Origin of the sequence: Anaeromyxobacter sp., assembly GCA_016718565.1 — a bacterium.
GTDB lineage: Bacteria > Myxococcota > Myxococcia > Myxococcales > Anaeromyxobacteraceae > JADKCZ01.
Window position 1 is genome coordinate 1 of the sequence record JADKCZ010000006.1, and the last position, 19,429, is coordinate 19,429.

The 19,429-nt window shown below is 74.3% G+C and carries 12 protein-coding genes and 7 pseudogenes; 18 read left to right on the forward strand and 1 reads right to left on the reverse strand.

The window, feature by feature from the left end:
- On the forward strand, positions 1-1,948 hold a 1,948-nt coding region (pulA, locus tag IPO09_15310), incomplete at its 5' end, for a pullulanase-type alpha-1,6-glucosidase (GenBank protein ID MBK9518689.1).
- A gap of 56 nt (positions 1,949-2,004) precedes the next feature.
- Here the strand turns inward: pulA and IPO09_15315 are convergent.
- On the reverse strand, positions 2,005-4,623 hold the full coding sequence (locus tag IPO09_15315) for a DUF3459 domain-containing protein (GenBank protein ID MBK9518690.1): 2,619 nt from the start codon (positions 4,621-4,623) through the stop codon (positions 2,005-2,007).
- 153 nt (positions 4,624-4,776) lie between these two features.
- Between IPO09_15315 and IPO09_15320 the strand changes: the two genes are divergently transcribed.
- From IPO09_15320 to IPO09_15400, 17 genes and pseudogenes are all read left to right on the forward strand, one after another.
- Positions 4,777-6,606 (forward strand): alpha-amylase, encoded by a 1,830-nt coding sequence (locus IPO09_15320; GenBank protein ID MBK9518691.1) that lies wholly within the window; start codon positions 4,777-4,779, stop codon positions 6,604-6,606.
- Between the two features lie 68 nt (positions 6,607-6,674).
- Positions 6,675-8,543 (forward strand): AGE family epimerase/isomerase, encoded by a 1,869-nt coding sequence (locus IPO09_15325; GenBank protein MBK9518692.1) that lies wholly within the window; start codon positions 6,675-6,677, stop codon positions 8,541-8,543.
- Between the two features lie 562 nt (positions 8,544-9,105).
- Positions 9,106-9,723 (forward strand): hypothetical protein, encoded by a 618-nt coding sequence (locus IPO09_15330; GenBank protein ID MBK9518693.1) that lies wholly within the window; start codon positions 9,106-9,108, stop codon positions 9,721-9,723.
- Positions 9,724-9,782: 59 nt separating this feature from the next.
- On the forward strand, positions 9,783-9,980 hold the full coding sequence (locus tag IPO09_15335; protein MBK9518694.1) for a hypothetical protein: 198 nt from the start codon (positions 9,783-9,785) through the stop codon (positions 9,978-9,980).
- A 51-nt stretch (positions 9,981-10,031) separates the two neighbouring features.
- Positions 10,032-10,304, forward strand: a pseudogene (locus IPO09_15340) (hypothetical protein).
- Positions 10,301-10,480 carry a hypothetical protein gene (locus tag IPO09_15345; GenBank protein MBK9518695.1) on the forward strand — a complete coding sequence of 60 codons (180 nt, stop codon included), beginning with the start codon at positions 10,301-10,303 and terminating at the stop codon, positions 10,478-10,480. The pseudogene IPO09_15340 and the gene IPO09_15345 overlap by 4 nt, the downstream one beginning before the upstream one ends.
- Before the next feature lie 15 nt (positions 10,481-10,495).
- Complete coding sequence (locus IPO09_15350; protein MBK9518696.1) at positions 10,496-10,777, forward strand: hypothetical protein; 282 nt, start codon at positions 10,496-10,498, stop codon at positions 10,775-10,777.
- A 37-nt stretch (positions 10,778-10,814) separates the two neighbouring features.
- On the forward strand, positions 10,815-13,130 hold the full coding sequence (locus tag IPO09_15355) for a hypothetical protein (protein MBK9518697.1): 2,316 nt from the start codon (positions 10,815-10,817) through the stop codon (positions 13,128-13,130).
- A pseudogene (gene hisD, locus IPO09_15360) lies at positions 13,099-14,529 on the forward strand (histidinol dehydrogenase). Before IPO09_15355 ends, hisD begins: the two are co-directional and overlap by 32 nt.
- An 88-nt stretch (positions 14,530-14,617) precedes the next feature.
- A pseudogene (locus tag IPO09_15365) lies at positions 14,618-15,343 on the forward strand (imidazoleglycerol-phosphate dehydratase).
- Positions 15,301-15,594 (forward strand): gamma-glutamyl-gamma-aminobutyrate hydrolase family protein, encoded by a 294-nt coding sequence (locus IPO09_15370; GenBank protein MBK9518698.1) that lies wholly within the window; start codon positions 15,301-15,303, stop codon positions 15,592-15,594. Before IPO09_15365 ends, IPO09_15370 begins: the two are co-directional and overlap by 43 nt.
- A complete protein-coding gene (locus IPO09_15375) occupies positions 15,591-15,854 on the forward strand; it encodes a hypothetical protein (GenBank protein MBK9518699.1) in 264 nt (87 codons plus the stop codon). The genes IPO09_15370 and IPO09_15375 overlap by 4 nt, the downstream gene beginning before the upstream one ends.
- A gap of 25 nt (positions 15,855-15,879) precedes the next feature.
- Positions 15,880-16,516, forward strand: a pseudogene (locus IPO09_15380) (1-(5-phosphoribosyl)-5-((5-phosphoribosylamino)methylideneamino)imidazole-4-carboxamide isomerase).
- A gap of 78 nt (positions 16,517-16,594) precedes the next feature.
- Positions 16,595-17,648, forward strand: a pseudogene (locus IPO09_15385) (imidazole glycerol phosphate synthase subunit HisF).
- A gap of 589 nt (positions 17,649-18,237) precedes the next feature.
- Positions 18,238-18,433, forward strand: a pseudogene (locus tag IPO09_15390) (30S ribosomal protein S21).
- A 69-nt stretch (positions 18,434-18,502) separates the two neighbouring features.
- Positions 18,503-19,026 (forward strand): annotated as a pseudogene (locus tag IPO09_15395) (GatB/YqeY domain-containing protein).
- Positions 19,014-19,415, forward strand: coding sequence for a hypothetical protein (locus IPO09_15400; GenBank protein ID MBK9518700.1), 402 nt, complete (start codon positions 19,014-19,016; stop codon positions 19,413-19,415). Before IPO09_15395 ends, IPO09_15400 begins: the two are co-directional and overlap by 13 nt.
- Positions 19,416-19,429 lie beyond the last annotated feature (14 nt).

Below are 19,429 nucleotides of genomic sequence, written 5' to 3' on the forward strand. Positions count from 1 at the left end.
CCTGGGCTTCGTCACCGAGGCCGCGGCCACCCGCTCCGACGGCCTGGCCCACCTGAAGGCGCTGGCCGACGTCGGGCTGACCCACCTCCACCTGCTGCCGGCCTTCGACATCGCCACGGTGGACGAGGACCCCGCCAACCGGGTCGACCTCGGCCAGCCCTTCGCCGACCTGTGCGCCATGAACGACGCGGTGCCGGTGGCGCTGTGCGGACAGCACGCCGGCCGGACCATCGCCGAGGCCATGGCCACCTACTCCGGCTTCGCCGAGGAGCCGCAGGCCATCGCCGGGTACATGGCCGGCCGCGACGGGTTCAACTGGGGCTACGACCCGCTGCACTACGGCGCGCCGGAGGGCAGCTACGCCTCCACGGCCGAGGGCACCGCGCGCATCGTGGAGTTCCGCCGGATGGTGATGGGGCTCTCGGACCTGGGCCTGCGCACCGTGATGGACGTGGTCTACAACCACACCAACGCCTCCGGCACGGGCGACCGGGCCAAGCTCGACAAGGCGGTGCCGGGCTACTACCACCGGCTCGACGAGAAGAGCGGCTTCGTCCTCACCACGAGCTGCTGCGCCAACACCGCCACCGAGCACCACATGATGGGCCGGCTCATGACCGAGACGCTGGTCCGCTGGGCGCGCGACTACAAGGTCGACGGCTTCCGCTTCGACCTCATGGGCCTGCACCTCAAGGCCGACGTCCTGCGGGCGCGCGACGCGCTGGCGGCGCTGACCCTCGCCGCGGACGGCGTGGACGGCGCCGCCATCTACCTCTACGGCGAGGGGTGGAACATGGGGGAGCTGGTGGACGGCACCCGCGGCCCCAACGCCATCCAGGCCAACATGGCCGGCACCGGCGTGGGCACCTTCAACGATCGCCTCCGCGACGCGGCCCGCGGCGGCGGACCCTTCGACGCCGCCAGCGACCTCCGCAGGAACCAGGGCTTCAGCACCGGGCTGTTCCTCGATCCCAACGAGCTCAACAGCGGCGCGGCGGCGGAGCGGACCAAGCTGCTGCAGGCGGCCGATCTCATCAAGGTCGGCATGGCCGGCAGCCTGAAGGACTTCCGCCTCATCAACCAGAACGGCAGCGCCGTCCAGGCCAACCAGATCGGCTACAACGGCGCCCGGGCCGGCTACACGCTCGACCCGCAGGAGGCCATCAACTACAGCTCGGCCCACGACAACCAGACCCTGTGGGACATCCAGCAGTACAAGCAGCCCACCGGGCGCGCCTCGGTGGCGCGGGTGCGCTCCTACCTGCTGGCCCTGGACGTCGTGGCCCTCGGGCAGGGCATCCCCTTCTTCCACATGGGCGACGACCTGCTGCGCTCCAAGTCGATGGATCGGGACAGCTACGACTCGGGGGACTGGTTCAACCGGCTCGACTGGACCGGCCAGACCAGCGCCTGGCGCAGCGGCAAGCCCAACCAGGGCAAGGACAGCGGGAACTGGCCGGTCATCCAGCCCATCTTCGCCGACGCCACCGCCACCCCGACCGCGCAGGACATCGCCGCCGCCCGGCTCCACTTCCAGGAGCTGCTCCGGATCCGCAGGAGCTCGATCCTCTTCCGGCTCGGCGCCAGGGCCGACGTGATGAAGCGGGTCGACTTCCTCAACGTCGGCCCGGCGCAGCTCCCCGGGGTGATCGTGATGACGGTCAGCGACGGCAGCTGCGCCGGCGCCGATCTCGATCCGGCCCTCGACGGCCTGGTGGTGGCGGTCAACGCCGACCTGGTCGGCCACGACGTGACCGTGCCAGGCGCCACCGGCGCCGTGCTCCACCCGGTGCAGGCCGCCTCGCCCGACGCGGTGGTGCGAGGCGCCACCGTCCTCGGCGAGGTCCTCACCATCCCGCCGCGGACCACCGCGGTCTTCCAGCTGCCGCAGGCTGGCGCCCAGGCGCCGGCGCCAGCGACGGCCGTGCTGAGGGGGGGCCGGCGCTGACCCCCCCGGCGCCGGGCCATCCCGGGGCGAGGCGGCACGCCCCGGGGACCGGCCGCTCACGGGATGGGGATGGGCGGCAGGTCGTCCATGATCTTCGGATCGGTGCAGCCGCCCGGCAGCTGGCAGGCGGTGGCGCCGCCGCCCATGGCCCACGGGTGCGCCTCGGCGCCGGTGACCAGCGGGCGGAAGATGGCGTTGATCCCGTCGAAGTCCCAGGTGGTCACGTAGACCTGCACGCCGGACCAGGAGGCCAGGCCGTACTTGGTCCGGTCGTAGGTGAAGCTCACCGTCCTGCTCCCCGGGTTCACCTGGATGGTGGGCGCCGGCGCGCTGGCCCCGTAGTCGTCCGGCGTGGCGGGGTTCACCCGGTACATGGCGTTGCCCCAGCCGTAGGTGGCCTGGGCGAGGCTCCAGGCGAAGCCGGCCGGCGCCGTGGCGTTCAGCCTGGGCAGCACCGTGGCGCCCACCTGTCCGGGCAGCGAGAAGAAGAGGTTGAAGGCCACGTGGTCGAAGCCGTAGGTCGGGTTCCAGACCGTGCTCCAGTCCGCCATGGTCACCTTGACGCTCAGGGTGGTGACGCCCACCTCCAGCGTCACGCCCGCCAGGTCCATCTGGCGGCGGAAGGTGGCGTCCTCGGGGTAGGTGTAGGCGCCCGCCGGCCCACGGTCGTCGCCGACGGGATCGGCGGCGACGTAGGTGTCACCGGCGAAGACCACGTCGCTCACGAACGGCATGGAGGCCGTGGCCACGTCGACGTCGGGCGCGGCGATGATCAGGGAGTGGTCGCCGCGGCCGGTGGGGAAGACCGAGACCGGCAGCACCTTGCTCCAGGTGCCGTCCGCCTTCACCAGCACCCCGGTGCCGCGGTCGAGGTAGCCGTCCAGCACCATCGTCAGGCGGGTGGTGGCCGGGGTGACCGAGCCGGTGATGGTCACGTCCTGCGTGAAGGTCTGGCCGGCCACGGGCGTGTCCACCACGATGGTGGCCGCGGGCGCGGTCGGGGTCGTCACCTGGCTGGTGGCCCGCAGCACCAGCGTGGCGCGCGCCGGCAGGACGGCGCGCAGCGCCCCGGCGGCCCCCACCTCCGGCGCGGCCACCGGCGGCTCGGCGTACAGGACCTGCAGCGCCGTGCCGGCCGGCAGGCCGGTGGCCAGGTTGGAGATCACCACCCGCTCGTCGGCGGTGTTCATCAGCACCAGCGCGGTCTCGCCGCCCAGGGTGCGGCGGTAGGCGAACGGCCCGGCGCCGGCGGCGCTGTCGTAGAGCACCTCCAGCCCGCCGCGGGTGAAGACCGGGTGGGCCCGCCGGAGGGCGGCCAGGCGGGCCAGCCGCTGGTAGCCGGTGGAGGTGGCGTCGAACCGGTCGGCGCTGGCGCCGAAGCCGCCCTGGAACATGGCGGCCCGCGTCTCGGTGAAGCCCTGCTCGGTGCCCATGTAGACCACCGGGATGCCGGGCAGCGTGTAGAGGAAGGCCAGCGCCTGCGCCAGCCCGGCGGGCGTGCCCAGCGCCAGGAAGCGCTGCACGTCGTGGTTGTCCACGAACGTCGGGATGCGGGTGGGGTCGGGGAAGAGCGCCGGGTCCATGAAGCGCCCCAGCCGGTAGGTCATCAGCGAGGTCGGCCGGCCGCTGGCGAAGACCCGCTTCACCTCCTCGTAGAGCGGGAACTGCAGCACCGAGGGGAGCTCGGGCGCGGCCGGGGTCCCCAGGTAGCTGGCCACCTTCCGCTCGGCGGCGTCGTCGAGCTCGGTGGGAGACTCGAAGACCTCGCCGAAGGCCAGGAAGTCGTCGCGGCCGGTGGCCCGGGCCGTGCCCAGGATGCCCGGCGAGGCGGCGTCGGTGGCGTGGAAGAAGTCGGCCCAGAACGCGTGCGGCGCGAACTTGGCCGTGTCCACCCGGAAGGCGTCCACCCCCACCTCGCGGATCCAGGCGCCGTAGGCGTCGCGCAGCGCCCTGCGCACCGCCGGGTTCTCGGTGTCGAGGTCGTCGAGGTCCGAGATCTGCCAGTCCTTCTCCTGCACCGGATCCGAGAAGTCGGCGATGGCCGGGGTCCAGTGGTAGATGCCGGCCGCGCGCTGCGCCGGATCGGTCGGGTCGCACTGGTCGAAGGGGGGCTGGGTCGGCCTGGAGGTGGGCCTGGCCGCGCCGTTGAGGAGCACGCCCGCGCCCGGGTCGGCCGGGTCGTAGCTGGTGTACTGGAAGAAGTTGCCCATGTGGTTGGGCACCACGTCCTGGATCAGGTACATGCCCCGGGCGTGCAGGGCGCGGGAGAGGGCCCGGTAGGTGTCCAGGGTGCCGAGGTGCTCGTCCACCGTGCCGAGGTCGCGCGCCCAGTAGCCGTGGTAGCCGCCCGAGTTCTGCAGCGGGTCCCACCACATGTTGGCCACCGGGGGCGTGATCCAGACGGCCGTGGCGCCCAGCCCCTGGATGTAGTCGAGCCGGTCGATGATCCCCTGCAGGTCGCCGCCGGAGTAGTGATCGCCGCTGGTGGGGTCGAACTCGCCGGCGCCCTGGTCGTCGTTGCCTCGATCGCCGTTGGCGAACCGGTCGGTCATGACGAAGTAGACGATCTGCTCCGGCCAGGCGGGGGAGGGAACGTGGAGCGCGCCGCCGCCGCCGGAGCGGGTGCAGGTCACGGCCAGCAGGGCCAGGAGCGCCAGCGTGGCGGGTGCCGACATCGGGCGATGCGAGCGCATGGGGCCTCCTCAGGTCTCGACGGCCACGCCCCCTGCGGGGGGCGTGGCTGGATCATAGGGCCGCCGCGCGCGGCGTGTCTGCCCTCGCGCCGGACCCTGCGCCGGACTAGGCTCCTCGCACCCGGAGGCCTCGAGATGCCGAACAGCACCCGCCGTCACCGCCCGATCCTCTCGCTCCTGTTCGTCGCCCTGGCGGTCCTCGGCGGCGCCTGCGGCGGGGGCGCCGCCGACGATGGGCGCTGGCACCCAGGGCAGCGGCTGACCGTCCAGGTCGGCAGCTACTTCCCCGCCGGCACCCTGGTCCGCGACGGCTACGGTGGCCAGACGGCGACGGTGGACGCCGCCGGCGCGGTGAGCGTCGAGCCCACCGCCGACGGGGTGCTGCTGCTCGAACGCGCCGACGCCGGGCCGCAGCCCTTCACCTGGAAGAACGCCGTCGTCTACTTCGTGGTGACCGATCGCTTCCTGAACGGCGACACCGCCAACGACGATCCCTATGGCGTGCGCCGACCGGACCAGGCCGGCGAGGTGGCGACCTGGCACGGCGGCGACTTCGCCGGGCTCGCCTCGAAGCTGGACTACATCCGCGACCTCGGCGCCACCGCCATCTGGATCACGCCGCCGGTGGAGCAGGTCCACGGCTGGGTCTCGGGCGGCGGCGGGGTGTTCAAGAGCTACGGCTACCACGGCTACTGGGCGCTCGACTTCACGCGGATCGACCGGAACCTGGGCACCGAGGCGGAGCTGGAGGCGCTGGTCGACGGCGCCCACCAGCGGGGCCTGCGGGTGCTCTTCGACGTGGTCATGAACCACCCGGGCTACGCCACCGGCGACGACCTGGCCGCCTACCTCCCGGCCGTCCTGCGCGACCCGAGCGGCGACGCCTTCCGGGCCTTCACCCCCGCGCCGCCCCGCGGCTACGACGCCTGGAACGACCTGGTGAACTACGGCTCGACGGGCTGGACCGGCTGGTGGAGCCCCAGCTGGATCCGGGCAGGCTTCCCCGGGTTCCAGGAGTGCGGCAAGGGGACCGGCCCGGCCTGCAGCGACCTCACCAGCCAGCTCGCCTTCCTGCCGGACTTCGTCACCGAGGGCACCCAGGCGGCCGGGCGCCCCGCCTTCTTCGCCCAGAAGGCGGACACCGGCTTCACGGCGGAGCTCTTCAACCAGGACGCCACCGGCTTCACCCTGCAGCAGTACCTGGTGAAGTGGCACGGCGACTGGGTGCGGCGCTTCGGGGTGGACGGCTTCCGCTGCGACACCGCCAAGCACGTGGAGAAGGCCGCCTGGAAGGCGCTCAAGGTCGGCGCCTCGGCGGCGCTGCAGGACTGGAAGGTGGCGAACCCGGACAAGCGGCTCACCGACGCGGACCTGGCCTTCTGGATGACCGGCGAGGTCTTCCCGCACGACGTGAGCAAGGACGCCTACTACACCGAGGGGGGGTTCGACTCGCTCATCAACACCGCCTTCCAGGACCGGCTGATCACCATGCTCTCCAACCGCGCCAGCCTGGTGGAGGCCTCGGTCGACCTCGACGCGATCTACCGCACCTACGCCGGGCGGCTGGCCGGGGATGCGGCGTTCGACGCGCTGACCTACGCCTCCTCCCACGACACCAAGCTGGTCTTCGAGGCCCTGGGCCGCGACGTGGGCCGGCAGCGGCGCGCCGGGACCGCCCTCCTGCTCACGCCGGGCGGGGTCCAGATCTTCTACGGGGACGAGTCCGGCCGGCGCGCCGCGTCGGTGCAGGCGGAGCCGACGCAGGGCACCCGCTCCGACATGAACTGGGCCACGACGGAGGCCGCCGTCCTCGACCACTGGAAGAAGGTGGCCACCTTCCGCAAGCGCCACCCCGCCATCGGCGCCGGCGCGCACGAGCCGCTCACCTCCAAGCCCGGGAGCTACGCCTTCGGGCGTCGCACCGACGCCGACGCGGTGGTGGTGGTGCTGACGGGCGTCCAGTAGGCGAGGCCGGGACGCCACGCCCCCGGCGGTGCGGGGTGCAGCGGCGCCTTCGGCGCTATGGTCCACCCATGCCCCGCCTCCTCGCCGCCCCGCTCCTCTCGCTCCTCGCGCTGGTCGCCTGCACCTCGGGGAGCCCGGCGGCCGACCCCTACCTGTACGCCCCGCCGCCGGCCGCCGTCGTGCCGGCCGGGCTGGAGGCGGCCACCTGGGTCACGCACCTCGAGGACGACCTCTTGCCCTACTGGCGCATGCCAGAGGCCCAGGGCACGCCGGTCGGCAACTTCCCGACCTATCGCGGCATGGACGGGAGCGTGCGGGGAGCCACCAGCCGCAAGCCGCGCATGCTGGGGCGGCAGACCTACGCCTACGCGGTGGGCTACCTGCTCACCGGCGACGAGGCGCTGCTCGACCTCTCCCGCGCCGGCAGCACCTGGCTGCTCGAGCACGCGCTCGACACCACCCGCCGCGGCTGGCACGCCGACCTCGACGCGGCCGGCGCGCCGGCCGGCGACGGGCCGAAGTACGCGCAGGACATGTCCTACGCGGTGATGGGGCCGGCGGCCTACTTCTTCGTCACCCGCGACCCGGCCGCCGAGGCGGCGGTGCTGTCCACCCGCGACCTGCTCTTCGACCCGGCCACCTACTGGGACGCCGAGAACGGCCGCATCCGCGACGGCCGCACCGCCGATCTCGCCGAGGAGCGGGCCATGGACGGCGGCAGCCTGGCGAGCTGGCAGCTGGTGGCGCAGCTCGACCCGGTGACGGCCTTCGGGCTGCTGGTGCAGCCGGCGCTGACCGACCCGGCGCGGCGCGAGCAGGCGCGCGCCGACCTGCGGGCGCTGCAGGCCCTGCTGGTCCGGTCCTTCTTCCGCGACGGCATCTTCTGGGGCGCCACCGGCTCCATCGGCGCCTACGGCAGCAAGCACACCGACTTCGGGCACCTCCTCAAGGCCTACTGGGCGGTGCTGCAGATCGACAAGCGGCTGGCGGACCGGCCGCAGGCGGGGTTCCTGGCCCAGCACGCGCCGGTGGCGCTGCGGCGGGCGCTCGACGCCGCCAACGGGCGCTGGACCAAGGCGCCCACCGGGGTGGAGGGCGTCACCAGCACCGGCTCCGACTGGTGGGCCTACGCCGAGGCCGACCAGCTGGCCGCCACGCTGGCGCTGCACGACCCCGGCTGGATCCCGGTGGTGGACCAGACCTCCACCAACTTCCGCGCCGACTACGTGGACCGGACCCGGCCGGCCCGCGAGGTGGTCCCCGCGGTGGACGCCTTCGGGCGCTGGGCCGGCACCTGGGGCACCACCAACACCGCCAAGTGCAACGACTGGAAGAACGGCTTCCACTCCACCGAGCACGCCCTGGTGATGTTCCTGCTGGGCCACTACCTGGCCGGCACGCCGGCGCCGCCCACTTCGCCTTCCCGGCCGCCCGGGTGGCCGAGCTGGCGGCGAGCGCCACGCCCTACACCTTCCAGGGCACGGTCGCGAGCTTCGACGACCTGGGGCCGCTCGCGGGCGACCCACCCGCCACAAGGTCCGGGTCTGGTTCACGGTGCTTCGGTGAGGCGGGCGGCTCTTCCCCTTCTGCTCCTCGCCGCCTGCGGCCCGGGGCCCAAGGACCCGGCCCTGGCCGGCCCCACCTTCACGGTGGGGGGCCCTCACCTTCCGGGTGGGGTCCACTGGCGTGGTCAAGGAGGCTGGCCTGCTCACCTTCTGGCTCACCAGCAGCCCGGCCACCTGCACCGACATCTTCGCGGCGCCAGGCCACCACCACCTTCTTCTCGCTCGCCATCGAGCCGCCCGCCAGCGGCGCCACCAGCGCCACGGTGGTGCCGACCAAGGCCTTCCCCGCGGAGGGCGAGGCGCTGGGGCGGCTGGAGCGGCGCACCGGCGGCGCGCTCGACGCCCGGGTGGACGCGGCCTCGGGCAGCGTGACCTGGAGCGTGGACGCCGCGGGCACCCTCACCCTCGAGACCTCGACGTGGGCTTCCGTGGGCACCACGGACCGGATGGTGGGCGGCGGCCCGGCTCACCGCCTGCAACTGAGAGAGACCAAGGCGCGCGTGCACGTCCTCGGATCTCGGCCTACTACTCACGACTCGGCGGCCTGCCTGGTGAGCGACGGCCGCCGTGGGCCGCGGCCCAGGAGGAGGGCTTCAGCCTGCGTGAAGCACGACCCGGCTTCCCGCCGCGCCGCCGAGGCCTGCTTTGCGCCAGGGGCGGCATCGCCGCCAGGGATCCCCGCCGCCGTGGACTTCTACGTCAAGCCCGCCACCGAGCTCGACCGGATCCTGGAGGCCCAACTGGCGATGGCGCCGCGGGGCCAGCCGGCCTTCCGGGCGCTCATCCCGGTGTGGCTCGACCAGAAGCTCTGGATCCCGGACCGGGTGAAGTGCGAGATGGGGTATGAGGGGCCGGTGCTCTTCCCCGAGCACCACCAGTCCCACGCCGCCTCGGCCTCTTCCCCTCGCCCTTCGAGGCGGCCGCCTTCCTCACCCTGGACGGCGTGGGCGAGTGGGCCACCGCCAGCTACGGGACGGGGCGGGGCAACCGGCTCACCCTGGCGGCCGAGCAGCGCTTCCCGCACTCGCTCGGCCTGCTCTACTCGGCCTTCACCTACCAGGCCGGGTTCCGGGTCAACTCCGGCGAGTACAAGCTCATGGGCCTGGCCCCCTACGGCCAGCCGCGCTACGTGCGCGCCATCCTCGACGAGCTCGTCGACCTGAAGCCGGACGGCTCGCTCAGGCTCGACCTGTCCTACTTCGACTTCGTGGCCGGCCTGCGCATGACCAGCCGGCGCTTCGACGCCCTCTTCGGCGGGCCGCCGCGGGCGCCGGAGTCGCCGCTCACCCAGCGCGAGATGGACCTGGCCCGCTCCATCCAGGAGGTCACCGAGGAGGTGGTGCTGCGCCCCCGCCACCTGCGCGCCGAGACCGGCGAGCGAGACCTCTGCCTGGCCGGCGGCGTGGCGCTCAACTGCGTGGCCAACGGCAAGATCCTGCGGGCCGGGGTCTTCGACCGGCTCTGGATCCAGCCGGCCGCGGGCGACGCCGGCGGGGCCATGGGCGCGGCGCTGCTGGCCTGGCACCACCACTTCGCCAGGAGGCGGCGCTAGGGCGGGCGCGACGCTTCCCTCGGGGCGCGCTGCTGGGGCCGGCCCACGACGAGGCCGAGGTGGCGGCCTTCCTCTCGGCGCGCGGCCTGCCCCACCGCCGGCTCGACGAGGCCGCCCTGCTCGACGAGGTCTCGGCGCTGCTCGAGGCCGGCCGGGTGGTGGGCTGGTTCCAGGGGCGCATGGAGTTCGGCCCGCGGGCGCTGGGGAACCGCCCATCCTGGGGGACGCCCGCTCGCCCCAGATGCAGCGCCAGATGAACCTGGCCATCAAGTTCCGCGAGAGCTTCCGCCCTTCGCCCCGGCGGTGCCGCGGAGCGGGCCGCCGAGTGGTTCGAGCTCCAGGCGGAGCCCCTACATGCTGCTGACCGCCCAGGTGAAGCGCCCTCCCGCCAGCGCGCCATGACCGCCGAGGAGGCGGGCCGCCTCGGCCTCGACCGGCTCGACGTGGTCCGCTCGGAGATCCCGGCGGTGACCCACCTCGACCGCTCGGCGCGGGTCCAGACGGTGGACCGCCGCGACCACCCGCGCTTCCACGCTCCTGACCTGCTTTCGGCGAGCGCACCGGCTGCCCGGCGCTGGTGAACACCTCCTTCAACGTGCGCGGCGAGCCCCCGGTGGAGTCGCCGCTCGACGCCTGGCGCTGCTTCATGCGCACCGGGATGGACGCCCTGGTGCTGGGCGACTACCGCTGGCGCGTGAGGGGCAGCCGCCGCTTCACCGACGACGCGGCCGGGAGGGCCACCCGTGCGCTCGACTGATCCCTCCGGACCTGGGTGCGCCCGCTGAGCCCGCCGGCCGACGTGGCTGCCGGCCTGGCCCGGCTCGACCCCTCGCCGCGGGCGCTGCGCGCCTTCGCCCTCACGGTGGGCGGCGCGCCCTGCTCCTGGCGGGCTGGCTTGCCTGGCGCGGCGGCGCCTGGCGGCCTGGTCTTCGCCGGCGCCGGCCTGCTGCTCATGGCCGCGGGGCTCTGGCCCCGGCCCGGCTGCGGCTGCTGCACCGGGCTGGATGGCGCTGGCGCTGGCGCTCGGCTGGCGTGGTGTCGCGCCCGGTGCTGACGGCGCTCTTCCTGCTGGTGGTGACGCCGCTCGGCCGGTGGCGCGGCTGTCCGGCCAGGCGCTGGAGCTCCGCTCGGACCGCAGCGCCCCCACCACTGGATCCTCCGGCGCGCCGGATCGGCGCGACGACTCACACCAAGATGTACTAGAGTGGGCGTCCAAGCTGCGCATCGTGGCCGACTACTCCTGGGTTCCTGCGCCAGCAGAAGAAGTGGTGGCGCCCATCGTCCTCTTCCTGCTGCTCGGCGCGCTCATCGTGCTGACGCAGGGGAGCGCGCTGGCCCCCTTCATCTACGCGCCGTTCCTTGAGGCCGGGACTGGAGCGCGCGCTTCGCCTCGCAGGGCGAGGCCGCGGGGGCCCCTCGGGCGCGCGGCTCTGGCCTTCCGGCTCCTCACCAGCCTGCTGGTCCCGGCGCTGCTCTTCGGCCTGCTGGAGGGGGGGCTGCGCCTGTTCGGGGTGGGCTTCCCGGCCGGCTTCACCGTGCCCTGCCTGGTGGAGGGGCGCGCCGCCGCCTGCGACAACCCCGACTTCGCCCGCCGCTTCTTCCCGGCCGGGCTGGCCCGCAGCGCCACCCCGTTCGCCGTGACGCTGGAGAAGGGGCCGCGCACCTTCCGCGTGGTGGTGCTGGGCGAGTCGGCGGCGCAGGGCGATCCGGCGCCGCCCTACGGGTTCGGCCGGCACCGGGAGGTGCTGCTCTCGGCCGAGCGGCCCGGGCTGCAGGTGGAGGTGGTGAACGCCGGGGTGGTGGCCATCAACTCGCACGTCCTCCGGGTCATCGCCGAGGACGCGGTGGCCCTCTCTCCCGACCTGGTGGTGGTCTACGCCGGCAACAACGAGGTGGTGGGCCCGTTCGGCCCCGGCACGGCGCTGACCTCGGGCCAGCCGGGGCTGGCCGCCATCCGCGCCTCGGTGGCCCTCGGCGCCACCCGGCTCGGGCAGGTGGCGGCCCGGGCCCTGCGCCGAGCAGGCCAGGACCAGCCGGCGGCCTGGAGGGGGATGGAGCTCTTCCTGGAGCGGCAGGTGCCGGCCGACTCGCCGGCGCTGGAGGGTGTCTACCGGGCCTTCCGCCAGAACCTGGCCGACGTGCTGGCCACGGCGCGCGGGGCGGGCGCGCGGGTGGTGGTCACCACCCTGCCGGCGCGGCTGGTGGGCTGCGCCCCCTTCGGCTCGGCCCACCGGGCCGGCCTCACGCCCGCCGAGCTTGCGGCCTTCGACGCCGCGGTGGCGCTGGGCGACGCGGCGGCGGCGGCGGGGCGCGCCGAGCAGGCCCGGCCGCGCTGGCTCGAGGCCGAGGCGCTCGACCCGGCCACGCGGCGCTGCAGTACCGGCTGGGCCGGCTGGCGCTGGCGCGGGCGACGGGCCGAGGCCCGCACCCGGCTGGAGCGGGCCCGGGACCTCGACACGCTGCGCTTCCGGGCCGACGGCCGGGAGGAGACCATCCCGAGCGAGGTGGCTGCCGAGGCCGGGCCGGGCGTGACCTCGGTGAATTGGCGCGGCGGCGGTGGGGCCGGCGGCCCGGCCGGGCTGGCTGGCGGCGAGGTGCTCGGGGAGCACGCGCACCTCGCCCCGACGGCGCCTGGCCCCCGGCGAAGGCGCTCCTGCCAGCCGCCCCGGCGGCGGTGCCGGCGGCGCCTGGCGGTGGCAGCTGGCTCACCGGCGCGCCCCCGTCTCGCTCGACGAGGGCACGGTCCTCGGCCTGCCTGGCGCTCACCGGGTTCGACCGGTCCCGGGCGGCGAGGAGGCGTCGACCGGCTCTCCCGCGCCCCCTTCACCGGCCAGCTCGACCACGCCGAGCACCTGGCCGAGGTGACCCGGGTGCGCGATCTCGGCGCCGCCGAGCCCTTCGAGGTGACCGAGGCCAGCTACCGCGCGGCGCTGGCGGTGCGGCCGGACGACCCCTGGCTCCACCTGGCCCGCGGGGTCCTGCTCGACGACCACGACGCCTTCCTGGCGCGGGGCGGCCGCGACGACGGGCGGGCGGTGGCCTCCTACCGGGCGGCGCTGCAGCGCCTGCCCAGGCTCGCCGAGGCCCGCTTGCGCCTGGCCGAGGCGCTCCTGCGGCTGGGCCGGGCGGACGAGGCGGCGGCGGAGTGCCGGGTGCTCCTGGCGGTGCGGCCGGGCCACGCCGCGGCCGGGCGGATGCTGGTGCAGGCGCTGACGGCGGCCGGGCGCGCCGAGGAGGCGGAGGCCGCCCGGCGCCGGGTCGGGCGGGAGGCGGACGCCGGGGTGCTCGAGCCGGAGCGCCGGGGGCTGAGGCGCCGGCGGCGCGGTGAGGCGGGCCGGGCCGCCGCGACGTTGGCGCACCTGCCCCGGCTGGAGTATGAAACCGAGCTCTCCGCGAGGCTCCCGTGAAGACCTCACCACCACCGCCCCCGACTTCCCTGCGGCCTGGGCCGCCCTCTGCGCGCGGCCTGACGAGGACGAGGCGCCGGTCCGCCAGGCCGCCGCCTGGGTGGTGGCCGACGTCCGCGCCCGCGGCGACGCCGCCCTGCTGGAGTACACCGTCCGCTGGGACGGCTGGAGGCAGCCCACCTCGGCCGCCGCCCTGCTGCTCGGGCCGAGGGATTCCGCGGCCGCCCGGAGGGCGCTGCCGGCCGCCGGCCGCCGGGCGCTCACGCTGGCCGCCGACCGGGTGCGCGCCTTCCACGCGCGCGAGCGCGACGCCGAGGTGCCCGCCTTCACCGATTCGCTGGGCGCCCGCCTGGCGCAGGTGGTCCGGCCGCTGGCCCGGGTCGGCCTCTACGTGCCGGGCGGCACGGCCCGCTACCCGTCGTCGGTGCTGATGACCGCCATCCCGGCCAAGGTGGGCGGGGTGAAGGAGGCGGTGGTCACCACCCCGGCGCTGAAGGGCTCGGGCGAGGTGGACGCCCGGACGCTGGTTGCCTGCCACGTCTCCAGGGTGTCGTCGCTGGTGAAGGTGGGCGGGCGCAGGCGGTGGCGGCGCTGGCCTACGGTACGCCGACGGTACCGGCGGTGGACAAGATCTGCGGGCTGGGCAACGCCTACGCGGCGGCGGCCAAGCGGCTGGTCTTCGGGCAGGTGGACATCGACATGATCGCCGGCCCCAGCGAGATCCTGGTTTTGGCTGACGCCCGCGCCGACGCCGCCCTGGTGGCCAGCGACCTCCTGGCCCAGGCCGAGCACGACGTGCGGGCGGTGGCGGTGCTGGTGACCTGCTCGGCCCGGCTGGCCAGGAAGGTGGAGGCCGAGGTGGCCCGCCAGCTCGAGACGCTGCCGCGCCGCGAGATCGCGGCCCGCTCCATCGAGGAGCGCGGGGCGCTGGTGGTGACGCACGGCATGGCCGAGGCGGTGCGGCTGGCCGACCAGTGGGCCCCGGAGCACCTGGCGCTGCACGTCGACTCGCCGCGCCGGCTGGTGCCGCGCTCTTCCCGCGCCGGCGCCATCTTTCGGGCGGCCTCCCCGGACGCCGGAGGGCGGTGGGCGATTTACCTGGCCGGCCCCAGCCACGTCCTGCCCACGGCCGGCACCGCCCGCTTCGCCTCGCCGCTCTCGGTGCCACCTTCCGCCGCCGCATGAGCGTGCTCGAGCTCACCCGCGGGCGTTGAGCGCGGGCGGCGCTGGCGTGCAGGCGCTGGCCGGCGCCGAGGGGCTGGAGGGGCACTGGCGGGCGGTGCGGCTCAGGGTCGAACAGGCGGGGCCGGGGTCGGGGTCGAGGTCGGGGTCGAGGTCGAGGTCGGGGTCGGGGTCGGGGTCGAGGTCGGGGTCGAGGTCGGGGTCGGGGTCGAGGTCGGGGTCGAGGTCGGGGTCGGGTCGAGGTCGCCCCTCGACTCCGGGCCTGCGGCCCTCCGCTCGGGACGAACGGGTAGGACGGGAGCGCGATGAAGACGGCACGGCAGACGGCGAAGAAGGCAGGCAAGCCCACCCAGAAGCCCGGCCGGGGCCGGATCTCCCGCCGGACCAAGGAGACCGACATCACGCTGGCCCTGACCTGGGGGGCGGGGGGGCCGCCAGCCAGACCGGGCTGCCCTTCTTCGACCACATGCTCTCGCAGATCGCCCGGCACGGCGGCATGGGGCTGGCCGAGGGCGGGGGGCGACCTGGAGGTGGACGCCCACCACACCGTGGAAGACGTGGGCATCGCCTTCGGCGAGGCGCTGCAGGTGGCCCTGGGCGACAAGGTCGGCCTGGCTCCGCTGGACCACGCCGTGGTGCCGCTCGACGAGGCGCTGGTGGAGACGGTGGTGGACCTCTCCGGCCGGCCGCACCTCACCTTCAACGCCCCGCTGGTAAAGCGGCAAGAAGTTCATCGGCGCCACGACGTGGACCTGACGCAGGACTTCTTCCAGGCGCTGGTGAACCACGCCCGCATCTGCGTGCACGTCAACGGCGCTTACGGGCGGCAACCTGCACCGTGGTGGAGGCTTTCCGGCGGTGGCCCGCCCTGCGGGCTGCGCTGGTGCGGCGGAGCGCTGCCGTCCCACCAAGGTGTTGTGACCCGAGCCCCCAGGGGCCGCCCGGCACCGTGGCGCTGGTGGACTACGGCGCCGGCAACCTGCGCTCGGTGGAGAACGCCCTGCGCGAGGTGGGCGCCGAGGTGGTGGTGACGCACGACTCCGGCGGTGGTGCGGCGCGCCGACCGGTGGTGGTGCCGGGCCAGGGGGCCATGCCGGCCTGCGCCGACGCCATGCGCAGGAGCGGCGTGGAGGCGGCGCTGCGGGAGGCCATCGACCGCGGCGCGCCGGTCCTGGGCATCTGCGTGGGGCTGCAGATCCTCTTCGAGGCCGGCGAGGAGGCCGGCGGCGCCCGCGGGTTGGGGCTCATCCCCTGGCACCATCCGCCGGCTGCCTGGCGGTGAAGCTGCCGCACATCGGCTGGTCGCCGGTGCGCGCCGCCGGCCCGCTCCACCCGCGCCTTCGCCCCCGCTCGACGGCGTACGTCTACTTCGCCCACAGCTACGCCGCGCCGGCCGAGGCCCCCGGCGTGAGGTTGCTGCTGAGCACGGCGTGCCGTACTGCGCCGGCCTGGCGCGCGGCAACCTGTTCGCGGCGGCAGTTCCACCCGGAGAAGAGCCAGCAGGTCGGGCTGGCCTTCCTGCGCCGCTTCGTGGAGGTCTAGGTGCTTCATCCCGGCGATCGATCTGATGGGCGGCGAGGTGGTGCGCCTGGAGAAGGGCGACTTCGCCACCAGGAAGGTCTACTCGCGCCACCCCGGCCGAGCAGGCCGCCGAGTTCCTGGCTTCGCCGCGCCACCCGGCTGCACGTGGTGGACCTGGACGGCGCCAGGAGCCGGCCGGCCGATCAACCTGGACACGGTGCGGGACATCTGCGCGGTGCAGGGGCTGAGATCGAGCTGACGGCGGGCTGCGGTCGCTGGCCGACGTGGAGCGCGTGCTGGCCCTGGGGGTGCGCTACGCCGTCCTCGGCACCGCCGCGGTGGAGCGGCTCGACCTGGTGCGCCAGGCCTGCCAGCGCTTCCCCGGCCAGGTGGTCTGCGGCATCGACGCCCGCAACGGCGAGGTGAAGGTGGCCGGCTGGCTGGAGGGCCCCGGGCTCAAGGCGGCCGAGGTGGCGCGCCGGGTCAAGGAGGTCGGGGTGCGCTGGTGGAGTACACCGACGTGGCCCGCGACGGCATGTTCACGGGGTGGACGCCGCCGGCGCGGCCGCGCTGCAGGCCGAGGCCGGCTGCCGGTGGTGGCCTCGGGCGGCGTGGCCAGCCTGGACGACGTGACGGCCTGCCTGGCCGCCGGGGTGGCCGGTCTCATCGTGGGCAAGGCGCTCTCCAGGAGGGCGCTTCACCTGGCCGCCGCGGTGGCGCTTCTGACACCGCGCGGCGCCGCCGCCGGCCCCCCGCCCCGCCTGACGCGGCCGCCGCCAACGGAGCCCCCCCCATGCCCGGCCAAGCGCATCATCCCCTGCCTCGACGTGAAGAACGGCCGCGTCGTCAGGGCGTCAACTTCCAGAACCTGCGCGACGCCGGCGACCCGGTGGAGCGGCGGCCGCTACTGACGCGTAGGGGGGCGACGAGGTCACCTACCCTCGACATCGCCGCCACCCTGGAGAACCGCGGCACCCCTGCTCGACCCTGGTGACCCGCACCGCGGCAGGTCTTCGCCCCGCCTCGCGGTGGGCGGGGGCGTCCGCAGCGAGCAGGACCCCCCGGGCCCTGCTGCACGCCGAAGGCCGACAAGGTGAGCGTCAACTCCTCGGCGGTGAAGGACCCCGGGCTGGTGGACTGGAGACTCGGCCATCATGGGGCCCAGGCGCTGGTGGTGGCGGTGATCGTGAAGCGGCGCCCCAGGGCGGAGGGGCGGCCGCAGAGTCAGGGAGGTCCACGTGGCCGGCGGCTCCCGGGCCACCGGCCTGGAGGGGCTGGGCTGGTGCCGCGAGGTGGCGGCGCGCGGGGACGCGAGCCTTGCCTCGATGGACCGCGACGGGACCCAGGCCGGCTACGACCTCGAGCTGGTGGAGCGGGTCTGCGGGTCGGTCAACACCCGGATATCGCCCCGGCGGGGTCGGGTCGCGGAGCACCTGGCCGAGGGCTCCGCTTCGCCGACGCGGCCCTGGCGGCCTCCATCTTCCACGACGGCAAGCACCCGTGGGCGAGGCCAAGGCCTTCCTCCGGGCCCGCGGCATCGAGGTGAGGCCACAGCGCGAACGACAGGACCCAGGCCGCCGGCGACGACCTCCGGACGACCGGGTGCGCGCCACCTCGGTGCTGGACCTGGTGAAGTTCGACGACCGCGGCCTGGTGCCGGTGATCGCCCAGAGGCGGACGGCACGATGCTCAGCCGGCCTGGGCCAACCGGGCGGCCCTGCAGGAGACCCTGGCCACCGGGCGCGGCACCACTGCGGTCGCGCAGCCGCCAGGCGCTCTGGCGCAAGGCGACACCTCCGGCCACCTGCCAGGTGAAGGTCTCCCGGGTGGCGGTGGACTGCGATGGAGACGCCGTGCTCCACCCTGGCCAGACGGCCCCAACTGCCGCTCACCCGGGGCGCGGCAGTTAAGCTTCTCCTCCCAGGAGATCCAGATGGCCGACGAGCGCTTCCTCGCCCAGCTCTGGAGCACCATCGAGGCCCGCCGGGCCGACCCGGCGGCGGCGAGCTACACCCGCCGTTAACGGCCGGCCGTAAGGCCGCCGCAAGGTGATCGAGGAGGCCCACCGGGAGGTGCCGGAGACAACGCAGGGGCTGCTGGCCGGCCTGGCACCCGACTGACCTGGTGCTGGAGGCGGCCGGATCTCGTCTACCACCTGTTGGCAGGCTGGCCTCCGCGGGGGTCACGCCGACCGAGGTCTACGATAAGGTGCTGGAGAAGCGCCACGCCCCCGCCCACCCGGCGGAACCCCTTGACAAGGTAACGAAAAATTCCTAAGAGGCCCGTTCCATAGGGCGGAGAAGCCGGGTGCCCAAGGCGTCCGGCTTTGCTTTTCGTGGCGACCCGACGACCCAGGCTTTCCGCAGCGGCGAGCTTAACCAGGCCTGAGAGGCCAGAGGACAGAATGACCGGAGGCGCTTGGCGGGAAGGCGAGTCCTTCGAGAACGCCATGGCGCTTCAAGAAGCAGTGCGAGAAGGCGGCATCCTCTCCGGGAGATCCGCAAGCGCGAGCACTACGAGAAGCCCAGCGTGTGAAGCGGAAGAAGAAGGCCCTGGCCGCCAAGAAGCGCGCGCTCAAGAAGAACCGCAAGACGCACTAGGTCGCGCTCCGCCCTCAGGACCCTCATGGCACTCAAGAGGACCAGCTCGACGCCGACCTCAAGACGGCCATGCGCGACAAGGACACGGTGAAGCTTCTCCGTGGTCCGGACGCTCAAGAGCGCCGTCAAGTACCGCGAGATCGAGATCATGAAGCCGCTGGACGACGGCGGCGTGCTGCAGGTGATCTCTCGGAGATCAAGCGGTTCAAGGACTCGGTCGAGCAGTACCGGGCCGGCAACCGGCGGCGGTCCTGGTGGAGAAGGAGGAGGCGGAGATCGCCATCCTCCAGGGCTGGCTGCCGCCCAGCCCACCGAGGCCGAGGTCCGGGCCAAGGTGGACGCGGCGGTGGCCAGCACGGGCGCCACGGGTCCCGGGCATGAGGGCGGTCATGAAGGCCCTGCTGCCGGAGGTGCAGGGCAAGGCGGACGGCAAGCTGGTCTCGGAGTTGGTGAAGGCGCGCCTTCTCTGCGTGAGGTCGATGGCGCCGCGCCTGCCGGAAAGCGGCCCGCGTCACCAGGCCCGCTGCCCTGAGGTCCCTGATCCCCGACGCAGATCAAGGAGGAGATCAGCCCGGTCGACGTGGTGGCGGTGATCGGCCGGCACGTCGAGCTGAAGCGGCCGGCCGACCTGGAAGGGCTGCTGCCCGTTCCACGGGGAGCGCACCCGAGCTTCCACGTCTACGTCGAGGACAAGCACTACAAGTGCTACGGGTGCGGGGAGTACGGCACGTTCACCTTCCTGCAGAAGCTGCAGGCGCGGAGTTCCCGAGGTGGTGCGCGAGCTGGCCGCCGAGGTGTGGGCATCGAGATCCCGGAGTCGGACGCCCACGAGATCGCCGGGAGGCGCAGCGGCGGCGGCAGAGCGCACCGAGCTGTAGGCGGTCAACGACGCCGCGGCCTACTGCTGGCCCGGCTGGGCAGCCGGTACGGGAGGCGGCGCGCGCCTACCTGGTGTCGCGCGGGGTGGCGGAGGAGCAGGTGAAGGCCTTCCGCCAG

Excerpts from the sequence above, each read along its gene's own strand:
- IPO09_15325 (MBK9518692.1), top strand. The coding sequence starts at position 6,675 with ATGCCCCGCCTCCTCGCCGCCCCGCTCCTCTCGCTCCTCGCGCTGGTC.
- IPO09_15315 (MBK9518690.1), bottom strand. The coding sequence starts at position 4,623 with ATGTCGGCACCCGCCACGCTGGCGCTCCTGGCCCTGCTGGCCGTGACC.
- IPO09_15320 (MBK9518691.1), top strand. The coding sequence starts at position 4,777 with ATGCCGAACAGCACCCGCCGTCACCGCCCGATCCTCTCGCTCCTGTTC.